Below are 18,115 nucleotides of genomic sequence, written 5' to 3' on the forward strand. Positions count from 1 at the left end.
CCGAGGCCGGCAGTTACTCATAAGTCAGAAATTTAGCGGACATATAGTCTATGCTTGAGCGAGTGTTACTGACAGGATCGCTCATGAAACGAGACGGCCGGGGCCTGACTCACAACACTCTAGAGGAGATGCGCATCCTGGCAGTTCGGCGCATGGCTGAGGGAGAACATCCGGACGACGTTGCAGCCTCGTTTGGGATGCATCGTTCCTGGGCATATAAGATCCGGGCTCAGGCGCGTGGTCGCGGCCGGGGGGTGCGTGTGCTGCTCTCGACCAAAGGCACGGGCCGCCCTCGCAAGCTTACGCAAGCACAGGAACGGCAGGTGCTACGCTGGATCAACGGCAAGAATCCAATGCAGTATGGATTTGAATTCGGGCTGTGGACGCGCAACCTGGTTCGCGAACTGGTTCAGCGGGAGTTCGGTGTCACGTTGAGCCTTGCATCGGTCGGCGCGATGCTCGCGCGCTTGGACCTGACGCCACAAAAGCCGTTGCAGCGCGCTTACCAGCGAGATCCGGAGGCGATCGAGCGCTGGCAGCGCGACACGTATCCGGCCATTGTCAGACAGGCTCGCGAGGAAAGTGCTGACATCTTCTTCTGGGACGAATCTGGGTTTCGGGCCGACTCGGTGCACGGCAGGACTTGGGCGCAACGCGGCGAAACGCCAGTCGTTGAACGCCCGGGCCAGAGGCAAAGCATGAGCGCGGCGTCCGCCGTTAACTCGAAAGGGGCCTTCTGGTTTGCAACGTACGAAGGCGGCCTCAGCGGTGAGTTGTTCGTGACGCTACTCAGGAAGTTGATGTTCAATCGCAAGAAGCCGGTCCATCTGATTGTCGACGGATTGCCGGCGCATAAGAAAGCTATCGTCAAGGACTACGTCGCCAGCACCCAGGGCAAGCTGAGCTTGCATTTCCCGCCGGGTTACGCGCCTGACCTCAATCCGGATGAGCTGGTGTGGAGTCACGTCAAGCGCACCGGCGTTGCGCGACGCCCTCTGCAAAAAGGCGAAAAGCTGGGTCCGCGAATTCACGAGCAGCTTGCTCAAATTGGACGGGACCCAACACTCGTGCGCTCTTTCTTCAGACATCCATCTGTCCGCTATGTTTCTGACTTATGAGTAATGTGGCAATCGTATTGTGCGACGGCTTCTCCCTGCTTGACGTTAGTCTTGTAGCTGAGGTGTTTCGGCAAGTAAATCAGGTTTCAGACATTGCACGCTCGATTGACAATCGTGCTTCAGTCACGATGCTTTCCTCGCGCGGAGGCTACGTTACAAATTCGCTATCGGTTCGTATCAAGACCGACGCAATCGACGAGCACTTATTCGAGCGTTTTGATGGGGTCTTCGTTTTTGGTGGGGACTCCGAGAATGCCGCCTCGATCGACCCAGCGGATCTTCGGGCATTGCGTAAAGTGCTTTTGAACGCGGACCTGGTGAAGTGGAGCGAGCAGGGATGGGAGATCATCGCGGCTTCAGGTTACAACCCCCCTTCGGCAGGTGCGGGGGGCAGGTTCGAATCATGTCGTCGGGAACAAGGTTCCTCGGGAAATAAGAAGTCAATCGTTGGTTGCGGTATGAGCAGTTCGCTTGCCGCCGCACTATCCTTTATTCCAGGGAACCTTTGTATGGAGATCGCACACCGAATTAACCGGCATGTGGTTGTGCCCAGCCTCGATCTGTCCTGTGTCGATGAGGACGCGCTCAATGAGGTGAGCGTGACGGATAGAGTTCATTCGGCGGTGGAATGGCTTCGCAAGAATTGCAGGCGTTCAATCTCAATTGCGCGAGTGGCGGAGGTGGCTGGAACGAGTGAGCGAACTTTTCTGCGGCATTTCAAGCTCGTAACGGGCAAGACTCCATCTGAATATCTTCTGGATGTCCGTTTCGAAATGGTTTGTCGGCTTCTCCAGGAGACAACTCTTCCAGTCGATAAGATTGCACGGCGGTGCGGGATGGGCAGCGGCGAGCATATTTCGCGGGTTTTTCGCAGGCGCTTATCGCAGACGCCGACGGAATACCGGACGGCTCATCGTGCGAATGGGGACCGCCACCTAGAGTCCTGAGTTAAAAATTCATTGAATGATGCCGATCACGTACTAAAGTGTTCTGTGTAGCACTTGATACGGTTCTGTCGCAGTAAGCCGATCTGCTATGGTGGTCGGTCCCGAGACGAACGAAGTAACGAATGATCACGACCCCGAACGCCGCTGTGAGCAAGGCCCTCAAACGGCTGCACTACCCGCTGGACGTGATGTTGACATGCGTACGTTGGTACGTCGCCTACCCATTGAGCCTACGTCATCTTGAAGAAATGATGTCCGAGCGGGCAGTGTCGGTCGACCATTCGACGGTGCACCGCTGGGCAATCAGGCTTCTGCCTGTGCTCGGCAAGGCGTTTGGACCGCGAAAGCAGAGGGTCGGCAGAAGTTGGCGAATGGACGAGACCTATAGTACGCCCAGCCAACATAACCCGCCCGCATGGGGGTGAAGTTGCTTGAGCATGTTTGGAATGCAAGACCCGGTGGAGTTGATGTTGCGGTACCGGGGCATGCCCTTTCTCTGCTGCGAGAGGAAGTGAGCCGAAGCGGCGGTGACTTGCCGACACTGGCAACGTGACGAAGTCCGTGGGAAACGCAGCTTGAGGCGAAGCGGTTACGCCAAGATGAGCTTCCAGGCTGAGCATGGGACGGTTGAGGGACACGAACCTGTTTGAACGCATCTGAGGGTTGAATCGTCACCCCTGCCTACACCGCTTAACAGGCAGGACGCGGATCGGCGTCGGTTATATGTAGGGACCGACGCCGCGAATACTGGCCGGAGATGTAAGCCGACCAGCAGGGCATCACGGAGAGCGCTCAGCTAGACCGTGATATCTGCGACGACTTGCGGAAAGCAAGGATACCAGTCGCAGCCGGTAGATCGGGTGGTAGAGCTGATCAATCCGGTGTTACGCGGTTGGGTGAATTACTTCGCTGTTGGACATTCCAGCGAGTGCTTCAGCTTCATCAAAGACTGGGTAGAAAAGAAGATCAGGCGCCATATGGGGCGTTCCCGGAATCGGCGGGGCTTCGGCTGGAAGCGGTGGAGTAGGCGCTGGCTGTATGAGGAACTGAAGCTGTTCGATGGCTATCGTGTTCGTCGTGCTGCCGCACCGAAAGCGCGCCCAGCCTGATAGGTCGCATAAATCTTGGCATGAAGCACACAGGAGAGCGTAGTGCCGGAAATCGGCCCGCTGCGTTCGACGTGGCGGGAGCTGGAAACGTGACTACGGTTGCCGGATTGCGGCCATCGCGAAAGCGGTGGAATCACCACCGGCGCCTACCGGTGCGCGCGCCAGTTCTCGACCCTACCGGGGAGGAGAGGCGGGGAAATAGTTCGACTACGCCCTGTCTCTTACTCCACTCAAGGTCAAGGGCGAATGGAAATACTTGTATCGGGCCGTCGATAAGGCCGGCGACACGGTTGACTTCCTGTTCCGCGCCAAGCGGGACAAGGCCGCCGCCCGGCGCTATTTCGGAAGGGTGATCGCTGGAAACGGCGTACCGGAGACGGTGACGATCGACAAGAGCGGGGCGAATCTTGCAGGGCTAAATGCGATCAATGCTGATCGCGAAGTGCCGATCAAAATTCGACAATCGAAGTATCTGAACAACGTGGTGGAGCAGGACCATCGAGCGATCAAACGCATCGTACGACCAATGCTAGGATTCCAGAGCTTTCGTTGTGCCCGCATCATTTTAGGCGGTATCGAACTCATGCACATGATAGCAAAAGGGCAAATGAAGTGTGACAGTGGACGGCATCGTTCAGTCGCCGAGCAGTTCTACGATCTTGCCAAATAAGCATTCCTCTTCGTTTCACCCCGACTTTTCCTGTTTTTCCTTACTGCGACAGAACCGTTGCTCGCGTATGGCCGGCCACGCCGTCACCAGATGCCGCGCAGTCTGATCAACGTCTAGACCACCGACTCCCGGCGCACCCGTGTTGGCCCGCACCTCTTTGAACGCCTGCCACGGGTTCTCTCTAGTCAGCACCGCATCCAGCAGCGCCTACCCTGTGTGGTCCTCGTTTCACGCCGCGGGTCGCAGACTTCGTCACTCACGGCTTCACGCGCAGCTTCACCGCGCGCCGCTACCGCTCGGCCAGCTTGCGCGGGCATTTGACACCGGGCCTGTTGCGTCGGCATGTCGTTGAACACCTCTCTTCGTTTGGCCCTTCGTTCGCGGTTTCAGCCTCACCGGCTGCCCCGCTCACTACTATGGCCGCTGCTGACTCCTCGTTCCGGCTCGACGCCGTTGCCCTTTCAGGCGCAAGCCGAGTATCCCAGGTAAGAACGCTCTCCTTCATCGCACAACCGCCTCATCTACGCCACTTTGCCTTGGTCACAAGAGTTTTGTGGTGTTTTGCCTGCTTGCGCTGCTTGCCCTGTCTTGGCAGCGCCTTCTCTGCGGTTCTTGTTCATTGGCTCGCGATTTACGCTCTGCGCTTCCTTCCCACACTCGGTCGCCCTCATGCATTTGCGCTTCACTTCATTCGCTATGACCAGCTTATGGCGGGACTTGCACCCGCAGGAGTGCGCCCATTCTGGGCGCACAAAAGAAAAAGCACCTATCTTGAACTGACCCCGCAAAGTTGGACAGTTTTCGGCTAGGGCCGGCAGGCCTGGGTCCTGTACATCACAGGACTCAGGCCGTTCAGTTTCAACGTGATGCGTTTGTGGTTGTAGTAACGGATGTACTGTCTGATACCCGCCTTTAACGCCTCAATACTCTCGAACCTGTTCAGAAGAAAGAACTCGGATTTGAGCGTGCCGAAGAAGCTTTCCATTGCCGCATTGTCGTAGCAGTTTGCCCTGCGCGACATACTCTGCGTCAGGCCGTGTTGATCCAGCAGCCTTCGATAAGCGCGCATCTGGTACTGCCAGCCCTGATCCGAATGCAGCAATGGCCTGTCCTCGTCTCCCAGTTTCGCCAGTGCTTTCCTGAGCATGCCGTTCACCATTTCAAAGACCGGACGCGTGTTCATCTGGTAAGCCACGATTTCGTTGTTATACAGATCCATGATCGGCGAGAGATACAGTTTCTGTCCGAGCACGTTGAACTCCGTCACGTCCGTCACCCATTTCTGATTGGGCTGCGACGCGCTGAACTCGCGGTTCAGCAGATTCGGTGCGATACGCCCGACTTCGCCGCGCCATGAGCGGTATTTCTTCGCGCGCACCAGCGATTTCAGGTTCAGTTTTCCCATCAGACATTGCACTGTCTTGTGGTTGACCAGCTGACCCGCCTTCCGGATCTCAAGGGTGATGCGCCGGTAGCCATAACGGCCCTTGTGGCGCTCATACACCGTCTTGATCCTGGCTTTGAGGTCCTTGTGCCGGTCGACGCCGTCCATCACCTTCAACTGATAGTAGAACGTGCTGCGCGCCAGACCCGCAGCCTTGAGCAAGGCCAGCGTCGCATGGTGCTGCCGCAGTTCCTGCACTATTTGCGCTTTTTCTTTTGCGCGCCCTGCTTCTTCGCCTGAAGCAGGGCATCGAGCTTTTTTAGGTACGCCACCTCCGCGCGCAGGTACTCGTTTTCCTTGAGCAACTGCTCACGTGTGCGCTCATCCGGCGCACTCTCTCCGGTCGGCTGTTCGGGTGTCGGGTGGGTCATTGTTTTGGGGCGCCCTCGTGGGCGGGGCGCCAGAGCATCCATACCGCCCTCATGATACCGGCGTTCCCATTTCCCTACACAACTGGGGTTGCGAATGTCGAACACCACAGCCACTTGCCGACACGACAGATCCTTGCGCCACATATGAGTGAGGACCGACATCCTGAACTGCGCGTCGTAGTGACTGAATTTCTTGCGTAATCCATCACGGCCATGCTGCTCGTAAGTCGCCACCCAGTGCCGCAAAACAGAGGGACCCACACCGTACCGCTGTGCAATTACACCTGCACCGGCGACGCCAGCCAGGTATTGCTTAACCAGCTTCAGCTTTAACTGCTCACTGTACTTCGCCATGAAAAACACCCCAAAGGTTGGATTGGTGTCCAACTTTTGGGGTGCAGTTCATCTTGATAGGTGCTTTTTTGATACTTCGGACAGCTGCGCTATTAGAAACGCGTTGCCATGCCCAAGCCGATTGCCGTCACGTTGGTGTGCAGGCCAGTCGGCGCACCCAGACCACCCGGGGGATAGACTGCTTGGTTGGCGATGCCGCTGTTCCACAGTTTCTTGTAGAAGCCGTAAAGCATTGTCGATTTCGAGACGTAATACGTGTAGCCGATAGCCGCCGAGCGGATGATCCAGTTACCGTAGAAGTTGTTCGTGGTCAACTGCTTGCCATCAGGACCGATATTCTGATCGCTCAGGCCACCATACGAGACGCGGATCGTGCCAGCGGGGCCGGTCGGCACCGTGAAACCGAATTGCCAACCCTTGTCCATTCGGCCCGGATCGTTCGTACGGATCTGACCCGTAGCGTACAGTTCCATAAAGTTCAGGTTGTAACGGATGCCGAGCACGTTTTCGTACGTGTTACGAGCAACGGCAGCAGATGGTTGCAAGCTGTGGCCGAAACCGTATTCAGTCAGCAGCGGACCGTTCTGATAACGGACGGTGACCAACTGGAAATGCTGCGCAGTTTGCAGGCCTTGGTTGTCCCCCCACGAATACGTGGCGGTGCCGCTCAAACCGTGGAACTGAGGCGACGAGTATTGAATTGTGTTGTCCGAGCGTGCCGGGTCTTGCAGCATGTTGTATAGCCACGGACGGGGGTTTTCACCGCCCACCGAACCCAGCGGCGATCCCGGTGCGAGCAGCATCGGATCGAACGTGCCGCCCCAGTCATAACCCATCGTCTGCAGACGGCCGGCGATCAGTTGACCGTATTGCTTGCTGTCGAGGCCGACATAGGCGCGGCGACCGAACAGACGGCCGCCCTGGCCGGACGTGCCGTTGTTGATGTTGAAGCCGCTTTCGAGGGTGAAAATTGCGGAAAGACCGCCACCGAGGTCTTCATTGCCGCGCAAGCCCCAGCGTGAACCACCGCCACCGCCGCTGTTCAGGCTGACGACGTGCTGACCGGTCGAGTTAGCGAAGTAGCCGACAAACGTATCGGCAACGCCATACAGGGTCACGCTGTTCTGCGCGTGAGCCGCAGGCGCGAATGCTACGGCAATAGCGCAGCTGACAAGAAGTTTACGCAATTCAAGTATCTCCTACGTATTGGATTTATTTTCGCAAAGTACGGACCACCCTGCAACAGGAGAGCAGTCCGGGCACGACGTTACGAATGCATAATAATATTCTTTTATGCCTACCGAATGACAGGTATTTCACAACTGTTGTGCACACGGGTATTCCCTAGATGCTGTATCAGGGCTATTTATGCATCTAGTTAACGTAGGATTCCGAAGTAAATCCAGAAAAAGGCGGGAGTGTGGCGATCCACACTCCCCGCCTCCAATTTCTTACAAGGTCAATCTACCAGAGGGTCGTACTCGCAATACTTGCGCAGCCCGCATTCACTGCCGATGCCAGCACAGAGTTGGCCAGCCCCGCCTCCCATACGTCGGCTTCAGGCTCACGTCAGTTCACGGGAATTCAGCATCGAGAGTCAGAGGCGGAACAGCCCCGGTCGCACGAGATGAGCCGGCATGAATTCGAATGGGGGTTTTCCCGGCGTTTACATGATTCGCCAGCGTGCTATACCATTCGGTAGGCTAAATTGCATACAAAAATGCGAGCTACGTGTCCCTCTTTTCATAAATGCTCCCAAGGAGGCAGGATGTCGGTTAACCAAGAGGATCTCTCCTCGAATAGCAGTGCTACGCGTGCAGATGCGTGGCTCGACAGTGTGCAGGGACGGGTCGCCACCGCGCTTCTGGGCGTCTTGTTCATTCTCCAGATCGCTCACGGACTCCACTCAGACCCGCGTTGGCACTGGCACGCTGGCACGGGTAAGCTCCCGCATGAAATTGTTACGGAGTTCTTGGACGAAGCTTATGCAAAGGGTAAGGGCGTCGATGCATACAAGACATACTTTGCAGAGAAGGCTGTTGATAGCGCGCCGAACACAATCGATCACCAAGACGGCGAACCGATCCCGCATACGGTGAAGAAACTGATCGTCGAAGGTAACGACGTCGCGGTCTTCCAAACGATCGGAGCCGCGCGCGGTCAGCCTGCGCAAGACGTCGTCGATGTCTACGAAATCAGCGGGTCGGGTTGGATCATCCGCCACGATCGCGTTGAACAGACGAGCGTCGCTACGCCGGCAAAGGCGGAAGCACCGGCCAAATCTGCGGAATAACCAATAAAGAGTGTAGATTATGTATAACGATCAGAAAACGATGCCGCAACTCGTTGGCAAAGTCATTCTCCTATTCTGTCGCCTGTATCTCGGTGGCTGGATGTGCGTCAGCGGCACAAGCTATTGGCTCGCGGCGACGGGCCATGCGCCGATCTTCCCGCAACCGTTCGGCACGTTGCACGCATCGAACGAACTGCTGGTCACGATGGTTCACACGCACTTCTTCCATATTGTGAAGACTTGCGAAATCGTGGGCGGTATTTGCCTGATTACCGGCTGCTTTGTGCCCGTGGGCTTGCTGATGCTGCTGCCGGTGTCGTTCGTGGTCTGGTACAACGCGATCGTGTTGAACCAACGCTTCGACAAGATGTTCACGCCTTACATGGGCGTCGGATGTCTGTACATGAATCTGATTTTGATGGTGTGGTACATGAAGTACTACTTTCCGATGATGACGTTCAAACCGACGATCGGCCGTATCGCCGACTGGAGGAGGTTGCCGAACATCTTCAAGCAGGACGTCGCGTAAGTCCGGATATCGGATATACGAATTCGCAACTGATGTACGCGAGTGAGGGTTGGCTACGTTGCATAGGTGACGTAGCCCTTTTTATCTGCGTCAAAGGAAAGCGCAATGAGGATGGCACATGAATCACCGTGGAAATACCTAGTCATGTGGGCGAGGTTGTACTTCGCATTCCACTATCTTGAGTCAGGCCTTTACTACGTAATTTTTCGATACGTGCCGGATTTCAGCCACGCGGGGAAAGTTGGCACTTATATCGGTGCGATGGCAGACGTGGGCTTCTATCAAATGGTCAAGTATCTTGAGACTATACTCGGTACGTTGCTGCTACTCGATATCGCGGTGCCGCTGGCGCTGATCGTCATGGCTGGTATCAGTGCAACGATCGTCTTTCTGAATCTTTTCGTCTCGCCTGATCCGCGTGAATTGTTCACCGGCCTTCAAGAGTTGCTTCTGAACGGCGCGCTCTTGCTGGCGTACGGCGGATACTACGCGAATTTTTGCCGTATAAAAGCGAAGCCGTTTTGGTTTTGGGATGGGATGAAACGCGAAGGTCTTGAGCCGAGGAGTGAGTCATGAAAAAGGATTTCATTGTGGTTTTTGCAGTCGTAGTGGCGGTCACGCTGATCGTGATTTCTACTTCGACGATTTTCTTCGTGCGCCACCTGCGTCTTTATGATTATGGTCCGCCCCTAGGCGCCGGGATCATTACTTTGGCGATGATGATCCGGGCGGCGTTGTCTGAAGGATAATTGGATTGATACGCCGTCCGCAGCGCATCTGTACGCTCATTTCACCGCCTTGAGGGATGCTGGAAACATGATGAAGCGATGTGCACGTTTCAAATCAGGCTGGTCACTAAACAAAATTTGCCATGACGTTATCGGAGCGCTGTTCGGAACGCTTCTGATTGCGCAGCCGATATGGGCGCATGCTCAACCGGTCCAAACGCTCACGATCATGGAATATCGGTCGCACCTGAACTCGGATCAACCGACAGTGCGCGGCATGATCAAGTTCGCGGAACTCGTGAACGAAGAATCCAACGGACACTTGGCAGTGACAGTGAGTAGGGCGACGGTTCCGGGGTCGCCCGAAGATCAGATCAAGACGTTGCAAAACGGCGGTCATGGTGCCCCCGATATGATGCTGCTGGTCACACCGGCACTGCGTCATGTCGAACCCGAATTCGAAATCATGGACCTTCCGTTCGTGGTCCACAGCGATCGCCAAGCGCATGAACTTCTGGACGGTCCCTTCGGGCAGAAATTGATGTCGGGTCTCCAGGGCCATGGACTGGTAGGTCTCTCATGGTGGGAAAATGGATTCCGCCAGATCACGACGTCCGGGCGGTCATTCAAACACGCTAATGATCTGACGGACCGTCCAGTTCGTGTAATTCCCGAACCGGCATTCGTCGAGACGTTTAAGGCTTTGGGTGCCAAGGTCATCGGTCTTCCGTATCCCGAGCTATATAAGGCTCTCAAGTCAGGACAAGTGGAGGCTCAAGACAACTTTTACTCACAAATCTTGGTCGGCCACCTGTATGATGTTCAATCAGCCGTGACGGTCACGAATCATTCCTATAGTGCGATTGCAGTCGTTGTCAATTCCTCAGTATGGCAGGGGTTGTCGGTTCGGGACCGAAATGTTTTACGACACGCGGCTGTAGAAGCAGGACGCTATGAACGCGATCTGATTCGAGAACAGGCGAAGACGGACAGTGCCACACTTGCACATCAAGGGATGATTGTTTATAGCCTCTCGCCAGAAGAGACTGCGAAGATGGAAGCGATGACAGAGCCTGTCAGGCAGCAATTCTTCCGCAACTACGATCCAAAAATTCTTGATATCTACCGGCGTCAGGTAGCAAAGCGCTAGATAATTCGGTGATTGACAAAAATATAAGCCTCGGGGCAAAACAAGGCGCCAAATTGGCGTCGTTCTCTCGGCACACGCGACTGATTCCTATGATCGTCGCTGTGCCGATGTTTTTGCAGGCTGTCGATACATCGATACTGGGGACGGCACTTCCGTCGATTGCTGCGTCGTTGAACGTTGAGATACTTCACCTCAACTTTGCCATCACCGCGTATCTCTTGAGTTTGGCGCTGTTTCTGCCCGCGAGCGGCTGGCTCATGGATCGCTTCGGTACCCGCCGCGTTTTCTGTTCGGCAGTCGCGATATTCTCGCTGGCGTCGGCACTGTGCGGAGCCGCAACCTCTATCACCCAAATCGTTCTGTTCCGGATATTGCAAGGCCTCGGCGGCGCGATGATGGTGCCGGTCGGACGGCTGATCCTCTTGCGTAGCATCCCGCCTGCGCAGTTGGTAATGGCGATGGTGTGGTTTACCGTGCCGGGGACCATCGGTCGTGTCCTGGGACCACTTGTCGGTGGCTTCATCGTCACGCTGGCGTCATGGCGCTGGATATTCCTGCTCAACATCCCTTTTGGTGTCGCGGGAATATTGTTGTCACTAAAGTTCGTGCCGGATTCGCGATCAGAAAAAACAGAACGATTCGACCTCACAGGATGCGTTCTGATGGCGATCGGGCTTTCTGGAGTGATCTGCGGCCTGGAAACTATCGGGCACAATTTTGTTCCTCTCAGCGCTACAATTTGCGTCACGGGCATCGGTATCGTGGCGTCGATCGCCTATTGGATCTATAGCCGAGATCGTACTGACGTGATCATTCCGCTCGGCCTTTTCCGATATAAAGCATTCAGTATCACAAATATCGGTGGTATGCCGTTACGAATAGCGGTTGGTTCGTCTCCTATTTTCGTTCCGCTGCTTTTGCAAGTCGGGGTAGGATTTACGCCTATTCAATCCGGATTGACGAGTGCTTGGCTTTCGGTTGGTGCCTTTGGAATTCGCCCAATCATGCGGCGGGCCATTAATAAATTCGGGTTTAAGCCTCTTATGATTACAGCGACCGTATTGTCGGGTGCTTCATTTGCAGCCTATGGTTTGTTTTCGCCGGGAACATCAATTTACTTCATGTGTGCTGTGCTCCTCATAGCGGGCATCGTCAACTCGCTTGGTATGATCACGATGAATACGGTCGGATTTTCGGGTGTTCCGAAGGCTATCATGAGTAAGGCAACAGCACTTTCGACTATGATGCAGCAGACGTCGATGAGTTTTGGTGTCGCATTATGTGCTTCCTGCCTGACGATCACCGCACAGGCTCACGGGCATAGCGAGGAACATTTGACGATGAGCGATTTTCCGATGACGTTCTTTATCGTCGGAGCCTTGAGCTGTCTGTCAGCGGCCGCGTTCATCCGTCTTCCGGCTGATGAAGGTGCTGAGCTGCGATAATCGAGGATAAAACGATGAATAAGGGAAATGCACCGTCAGTCAGCAACGATTACGGACGGGATTTAGCCGAGCATTTTGGTGGCGACGACGCTACAGTCACTTCCCATGCTTCATACTCGGCCCCATCGGATAGTCGAGTTGACGTTGCGGAGGATCACCTCGGACCTAATCGCTTAAAAAGAGGAATTCCCGTCACGACGGACTGACCACATGAAGTTAGGCAAAGTCCAACTGCTGGGGCGCCGTTCACGACGGGGATTTTTCTGTCGCAGCGATACTTTAGGTCGTCGCCGCACGTACCGCTTGCGTCGAAACACTGATATTGCCGGCGCTGTCTCGCGATAGGCAGACGTGTCGGACCCACCGCTGGTCGGTTTGGGGGAAGTCTGTGCGGTTCTGTCGCAACAAGACGATCTGATATGCTGAGGTCATGAAAGCAGAGGCGACAGGGACGATGATCAACGGGATGAATGCAGCGCTCGGGCGGGTGCTCAAGCGCTTGCATTATCCGCTGGACGTGATGCTGCTGTGCGTGCGCTGGTACGTGGCTTATCCGCTGGGCCTGCGAGATCTCGAAGAGATGATGTCGGAGCGCGGCATTTCGGTCGACCATTCAACCGTGCACCGATGGGCAGTGAAGTTGCTGCCGGTGATGGAGAAGCTCTTTCGGCGACGCAAACGCCCGGTGGGCAAGAGCTGGTGCATGGACGAAACGTATAGTACGCCCAGCCAACGAAGCCCGCCCGCATGGGGGTGAAGTTGCTTGAGCATGCTTGGAATGCAAGACCCGGTGGAGTTGATGTTGCGGTACCGGGGCATGCCCTTTCTCTGCTGCGAGAGGAAGTGAGCCGAAGCGGCGGTGACTTGCCGACACTGGCAACGTGACGAAGTCCGTGGGAAACGCAGCTTGAGGCGAAGCGGTTACGCCGAGATGAGCTTCCAGGCTGAGCATGGGACGGTTGAGGGACACGAACCTGTTTGAACGCATCTGAGGGTTGAATCGTCACCCCTGCCTACACCGCTTAACAGGCAGGACGCGGATCGGCGTTGGTCACATGTACGGACCGACGCCGCGAATGCTGGCCGGAGATGCAAGCCGGCCAGCAGGGCATCACGGAGAGCGCGCAGCTAGACCGTGATATCTGCGACGACTTGCGGAAAGCAAGGATAAAGACTGCGACAGGCAACCTCGCCCGTGCGATTGAGTCCAGCATGTGAACTGGGGAAGGCTTGCACAGATGTTAAGGGAGTGTGCCCCCAATGATGTGCAAGCTGGCGGAGCCTCCGTAGTAATCCGCGACCGGGAAAGCCGGCCACATGGCGAAGGGAGGCAGTCCGAGTGGTTTGCCTGGCAGATTAACTGACCGTAGTGAGGTGAAGACCTTTGATAATCAGTGAAATGCAAAGCAAACTGATGAGATGCCGCGTGGAGATCAACGGATGCTCGCTGGCTCCAGCGGTAGATTGTCTTCGCTTTCCGCTTTGAGCGGCGTTTGGATGGAGAGCCGGATGCGCTGAGAGGTGCACGTCCGGATGTGCGTCCAGCTAAGGCTGGCGTGTTCAGCAGGGGATAGACCTGCCGGGGTAGAAGTCAGAAGCCCCGTAGCTTGGATAGCAGGGTGGCGGGAAACCAAGACCTTGAAGCCTATCGACAGGCATTTCCTTGGGGAATGCGCGAGTCATCGGGCCGTAACAAAAGTGAACGTAGATGTGGCCTCGAAAATGAAAATCTCCGAGGGCCGAGCCCGCAACCGTGAGGGTGAAGGCAGCATGGGTAGCCGAAATCTGACCGATACGGCTATTCCACTTCGGCGGGGTGGAAGCGACGGCACGATGACAAGGACATGCTAAGCAACTGGAGAAGCCCTCCTCGCCCCGGCGCGAAATCGCCGGAGCAAGGTAGGTCCTATAACCGGCGAACCCGGGAAGTGGGCTGAAGGCGAGAGGGTGGCGGATGGGTCCGTAGTAGCTGTGAAGCCGGGTAACGCTGGTGGAGCGAAGGGGCCCTGCTGTTTGTAGTTTCCTCGACAACATGGGAGGCAAGGACGAAATGACAAAGGCGTCCAGCAGTTTGCAGGACCTGAGGCGGGGAATATACGTCAAGGCGAAGGCTGAACCGTCCTGGCGTTTCTGGGGGTTGTACGTCCATGTCTGCAAGATGGACGCACTGCGCGAGGCGTATGCGCTGGCCAGAAAGAACAACGGCGCTCCGGGTATCGACGGGGTGACGTTCGAGGCCATCGAGGCGCAGGGCGTGGAGGCGTTTCTTGAGCAGATACAGGGCGAACTGATCGGGCGGACCTACGTGCCGTTACGGGCGCGGCGGCAGGAGATACCGAAGGACGGGGGCAAGGTCCGTGTCCTTTCGATTCCGGCTATCCGTGACCGGGTGGTTCAAGGCGCGCTCAAGCTCATATTGGAGCCGATCTTCGAGGCAGACTTCCAGCCGGGGTCGTACGGTTATCGCCCCAGGCGTACCGCGCATGAAGCGGTGCATCGGGTGGCGACGGCAATTGTTCAGTGGAAGACCCGCGTCATAGATCTGGATTTACGCGCTTACTTTGACACAGTTCGGCATCACATACTGCTTGGAAAGGTTGCGCGTCGGGTCAATGACGACGACGTAATGCATCTGCTGAAGCTGATGCTGACGGCGTCGGGCAAACAAGGCGTTCCGCAAGGCGGGGTGATTTCACCGTTGCTCAGTAACATCTATCTCACTGAGGTAGACCGTATGCTGGAGCGGGCGAAAGAAGCCACGCGCAACGGGAAGTACACCTACGTCGAGTATGCCCGATTCGCTGACGATCTGGTGGTGCTGATCGATGCCCATCCGCGGCATGCGTGGCTGCTGAGGGCGGTGACCACGCGACTTCGGGAAGAGTTTGCCAAGCTGCAGGTCGAAGTAAATGAAGAGAAGAGCCGCACTGTGGATCTGGACCGCGCAGAGAGCTTCGGCTTTCTGGGATTCGACTTTCGTCGACTCCGCAGCGTAAAGAAGCACGTGTGGCGAGCGCACTACACGCCCAAGCTGAAGAAGCGGACGGCATTATTGCGTAAGCTCAAAGAGGTGTTCCGGCGATACCAGTCGCAGCCGGTAGATCGGGTGGTAGAACTGATCAATCCGGTGTTACGCGGCTGGGTGAATTACTTCGCTGTAGGACATTCCAGCGAGTGCTTCAGCTTCATCAAAGACTGGGTGGAAAAGAAGATTCGCCGCCACATGGGTCGATCCCGGAATCGACGGGGCTTCGGTTGGAAGAGGTGGAGTAGGCGCTGGCTGTATGAAGAACTGAAGCTGTTCAATGGCTATCGGGTTCGTCAACGGTCGTCGTCGAAAGCGTCCCCAGCACGATAGGTCCCATAAACCTTGACATGAAGCAGGCAGGAAAGCGTAGTGCGGGAAAACCGCCTGCTGCGTTTGACGTGGCGGGAGCTGGAAACGTGACCATGGCAACCGGATTGAGGCCCACCGCGAAAGCGAGGGAGAAGCCACCGGGACCTACCGTGCGCGCGCCAGTTCTCGACCCTACCGGGGAGGAGAGGCAGGGAAATAGTTCGACTACGCCCTGTCTCTTACTCTACTCAAGATCAACGGCCAGTGGCGATACCTGGGCCGGGCCATGGATAAGGACGGCGCCACCGTCGATTTCCTGTTGTGAGCCCACCGGGACAAGGTTGCGGCACGCCGGTACTTTAAGAAATCAGACACAACGGCGAGCCCGGGACGGTACCCGCCAGGGAGCGCATCTCGACGAGCGCATCGAAGTGCATCTGGTCGAGGCCCTCGCTACGAAGAATCGTAAGCTACCGCTCGAGACCTGCGACAAGGGTCGCTCCATCGTGCTGGAAGGGCTGATGGCGGTGCTCGCGGCGCGCGGCATCTAACGCGGTCGGAACCCATCCGTCATGCATGTGACGAGCGCCCGATAACGCCTTGAGATCGGCAGAAAAAAGCGGATGGCCAACGTTTCGTGAAATCGTGAAACGCAGGTATGAATGATTTGGATTCCATGGCGCTCTAACACGAGAGGGTTTTGTGATGCGGCTGCCAGGCTGGCATTGACCGCGTCGGTGTTTCGGAAGTGGCACGCCGGCTGTCGGTTTCGCTCTAGACGTTGCTGGGTACGTTCCGCAAAAGCAGGCAAACTGCAGAAAATTGGCCGCGACCAGAAGCCGATGGTGGTTGCCTTTCGACTGTCGACTTGATACCAGCTCGCAGTAGTAAGAAACCCCGCTCCGTTACGACAGTGGTTTTGGGGCGGATTAGTAAATCCGCCTACAGAATTTTGTGGGGAATCAGGGTTTCAAGACCATGGCTGTGGTCAACTTTTTAGCGTTGGGCAGGGTCTCCAGTTGTTGGATATCGACCATCAGCGCTTGGGCCTGTGCACTACTCATTCCCGCCTTTTCCGTGCAATCGAGGAATTTCTGACGGAACTCGATGGGCGACATTGGATTCTTGGGTCCGCCTTTGGCATAGGCCGACGTCTTGGTGAACGTCCGGCCGTCCTTCAGGTGAACTTCAAGGCGCGTGGCACCAGGTCCACCGCCCGGACGTTCTAAGCTCTGATCTTCCACCGTGTTAATGCGTTTGACCATAGCCAAGAGATCAGGGCGCTTGATTGCCGTCGTAGTGAAATGTTCGAATCCCACCTTATGGTCCACCAACGCGCACGTCACAATCCAAGGATTGCTGAATTGTGCGTCCACGACAGACGTGAGGTTCTGCTTTTTGCTCAACGGACTATCGAGCAGCGGATACTCGCCCGGCCCATTGTAGATGGTGATGCTTTCCACATCGGATGTTTCAATTTTGTTCTCGGCGAACATAGTCAGTGCAGCATCCACCGCCGTATGACTACCACGGCACGACGGCCATGGTTTGAACGAGACATCAGTCGCGGCAAAGGTACTTCCCAGTCCCTCGAAGAGGAAATCGCGCGAATACTTATTACCGTGATACTGATAATAAAAACCACGGGGACCTTCGAGAATATTTTTGGCGCCCTGGACGCCACGCTTTGATAGACGCGCAGCCATTACGCCGGCATAGGAAGCGAAGCCAGCGCCCATACGCTTCGTCAATGCACCGTCCAAATGTGCCTGGGAATTACCCGAAGCTTGGTGAAATGCAATGCCCAGTGCGGATACCATCTGATCACGCGTCAACCCCATCAGCTTACCTGCGACAAAAGTCGAAGCAAAATAGCCATAGAGGCTGGTGTTGTGCCAGCCGACAATGAATGCATCGACGCCAGGCTGTGCCGAATTGGCCAAACGACAGGCAAGGTCCACGCCCAAAGCCGTAGCCGCAATTAGATCCTTGCCGCTGACATTGCCGAGCATATCAGTTACGGCCAATGCGGCGGGAACCGTGATGACTGAGGGGTGCAGGAAAGACCGCTCATAGGTATCGTCATAGTCGAGAGCGTCAGCCATGATTGCATTGACGCGAGCAGCATCTTGGGCGGGCACCTGAATATTGGTACCCCAGATTGCGGCTTCGCGCTTGCCGGCCATATCGATGGTGAACTCGCGTATCTCTTTGGCTCCGGGCTCATTGGTGCCCGCTAGAGCCGCGCCCACCGTGTCCAGAATCTGATTCTTTGTTATGGCAACCACCGCACTCGGTAGGTTGTCGTAGGCGGTCTTTAAACAATAATCTGCAAGTACAACAATGTCATCCGGCACAGGGGACTCCTGTCCTGGGGACTTCTGTGCCAACGTCCCATCAGCATGAGCGGACGCCGGAGTCAGCATCAATCCGCCGACTGATGCCATTGAGGTCTGGATAAACGATCTGCGATTTAATTTGGCCATTTCATCTCCTAAAAGGACTAGTTCAACCATTGATCTTGCGTCTTCAGAGTCACAACTCGACCGGGCCGAACGGGCTGCTGAGCAGCATATCCGCCCTCTCGATCATTACGGACGATAAACGGCAGATTTAGCCC

13 protein-coding genes and 4 pseudogenes are annotated in these 18,115 nt (G+C 56.0%); 14 read left to right on the top strand and 3 right to left on the bottom strand.

Features of this window, described 5'->3' with window-relative positions; genetic code table 11:
- Positions 1-83 precede the first annotated feature (83 nt).
- From HF916_RS11600 to HF916_RS11615, 5 genes and pseudogenes are all read left to right on the top strand, one after another.
- Complete coding sequence (locus HF916_RS11600) at positions 84-1,118, top strand: IS630 family transposase (RefSeq protein WP_206001735.1); 1,035 nt, start codon at positions 84-86, stop codon at positions 1,116-1,118.
- Positions 1,119-1,123: 5 nt separating this feature from the next.
- Positions 1,124-2,065 carry a helix-turn-helix domain-containing protein gene (locus HF916_RS11605; protein WP_168788914.1) on the top strand — a complete coding sequence of 314 codons (942 nt, stop codon included), beginning with the start codon at positions 1,124-1,126 and terminating at the stop codon, positions 2,063-2,065.
- 122 nt (positions 2,066-2,187) lie between these two features.
- Positions 2,188-2,451 (top strand): annotated as a pseudogene (locus HF916_RS49905) (IS6 family transposase); the annotation flags it as partial.
- Positions 2,452-2,961: 510 nt separating this feature from the next.
- Positions 2,962-3,174 carry a group II intron maturase-specific domain-containing protein gene (locus tag HF916_RS11610; RefSeq protein ID WP_240975439.1) on the top strand — a complete coding sequence of 71 codons (213 nt, stop codon included), beginning with the start codon at positions 2,962-2,964 and terminating at the stop codon, positions 3,172-3,174.
- A 223-nt stretch (positions 3,175-3,397) separates the two neighbouring features.
- Positions 3,398-3,844 (top strand): annotated as a pseudogene (locus HF916_RS11615) (IS6 family transposase); the annotation flags it as partial.
- Positions 3,845-4,649: 805 nt separating this feature from the next.
- On the opposite strand, the gene HF916_RS11620 reads toward HF916_RS11615, so the two are convergent.
- Together HF916_RS11620 and HF916_RS11625 are read right to left on the bottom strand one after the other, a co-directional pair.
- Positions 4,650-6,013 (bottom strand): IS3 family transposase gene (locus HF916_RS11620; protein ID WP_168789116.1). Its coding sequence is split into 2 segments (ribosomal slippage): positions 4,650-5,551 and positions 5,551-6,013, totalling 1,365 coding nucleotides; the frame shifts between segments, so codons are not numbered across the junction.
- A gap of 92 nt (positions 6,014-6,105) precedes the next feature.
- Positions 6,106-7,200, bottom strand: a complete 1,095-nt coding sequence (locus HF916_RS11625; RefSeq protein ID WP_240975254.1) for a porin — start codon at positions 7,198-7,200, stop codon at positions 6,106-6,108.
- Between the two features lie 581 nt (positions 7,201-7,781).
- Here HF916_RS11625 and HF916_RS11630 point away from each other — a divergent pair.
- The 9 genes and pseudogenes from HF916_RS11630 to HF916_RS11670 all read left to right on the top strand — a co-directional run.
- On the top strand, positions 7,782-8,306 hold the full coding sequence (locus HF916_RS11630) for a hypothetical protein (RefSeq protein ID WP_168788915.1): 525 nt from the start codon (positions 7,782-7,784) through the stop codon (positions 8,304-8,306).
- A gap of 40 nt (positions 8,307-8,346) precedes the next feature.
- Positions 8,347-8,835: a DoxX family membrane protein gene (locus HF916_RS11635; protein ID WP_240975255.1), complete on the top strand. Its 489-nt coding sequence runs from the start codon at positions 8,347-8,349 to the stop codon at positions 8,833-8,835.
- A gap of 105 nt (positions 8,836-8,940) precedes the next feature.
- Positions 8,941-9,411: a hypothetical protein gene (locus tag HF916_RS11640; protein WP_168788916.1), complete on the top strand. Its 471-nt coding sequence runs from the start codon at positions 8,941-8,943 to the stop codon at positions 9,409-9,411.
- Entirely contained in the window at positions 9,408-9,584 is a 177-nt protein-coding gene (locus tag HF916_RS11645) for a hypothetical protein (RefSeq protein ID WP_168788917.1), read from the top strand. The genes HF916_RS11640 and HF916_RS11645 overlap by 4 nt, the downstream gene beginning before the upstream one ends.
- Before the next feature lie 67 nt (positions 9,585-9,651).
- Complete coding sequence (locus HF916_RS11650; RefSeq protein ID WP_240975256.1) at positions 9,652-10,713, top strand: DctP family TRAP transporter solute-binding subunit; 1,062 nt, start codon at positions 9,652-9,654, stop codon at positions 10,711-10,713.
- An 8-nt stretch (positions 10,714-10,721) separates the two neighbouring features.
- Positions 10,722-12,158, top strand: a complete 1,437-nt coding sequence (locus tag HF916_RS11655) for a DHA2 family efflux MFS transporter permease subunit (RefSeq protein WP_240975257.1) — start codon at positions 10,722-10,724, stop codon at positions 12,156-12,158.
- 466 nt (positions 12,159-12,624) lie between these two features.
- Positions 12,625-12,876: pseudogene (locus HF916_RS11660) on the top strand (IS6 family transposase); the annotation flags it as partial.
- Positions 12,877-14,208: 1,332 nt separating this feature from the next.
- Entirely contained in the window at positions 14,209-15,516 is a 1,308-nt protein-coding gene (ltrA, locus tag HF916_RS11665) for a group II intron reverse transcriptase/maturase (protein WP_168787617.1), read from the top strand.
- Positions 15,517-15,736: 220 nt separating this feature from the next.
- Positions 15,737-15,817 (top strand): annotated as a pseudogene (locus HF916_RS11670) (IS6 family transposase); the annotation flags it as partial.
- 640 nt (positions 15,818-16,457) lie between these two features.
- Here HF916_RS11670 and HF916_RS11675 read toward each other — a convergent pair.
- A complete protein-coding gene (locus HF916_RS11675) occupies positions 16,458-17,981 on the bottom strand; it encodes an MmgE/PrpD family protein (RefSeq protein ID WP_240975258.1) in 1,524 nt (507 codons plus the stop codon).
- Positions 17,982-18,115: the final 134 nt, after the last annotated feature.

Source organism: Paraburkholderia aromaticivorans, from assembly GCF_012689525.1.
Classification (GTDB): Bacteria; Pseudomonadota; Gammaproteobacteria; order Burkholderiales; family Burkholderiaceae; genus Paraburkholderia; species Paraburkholderia aromaticivorans_A.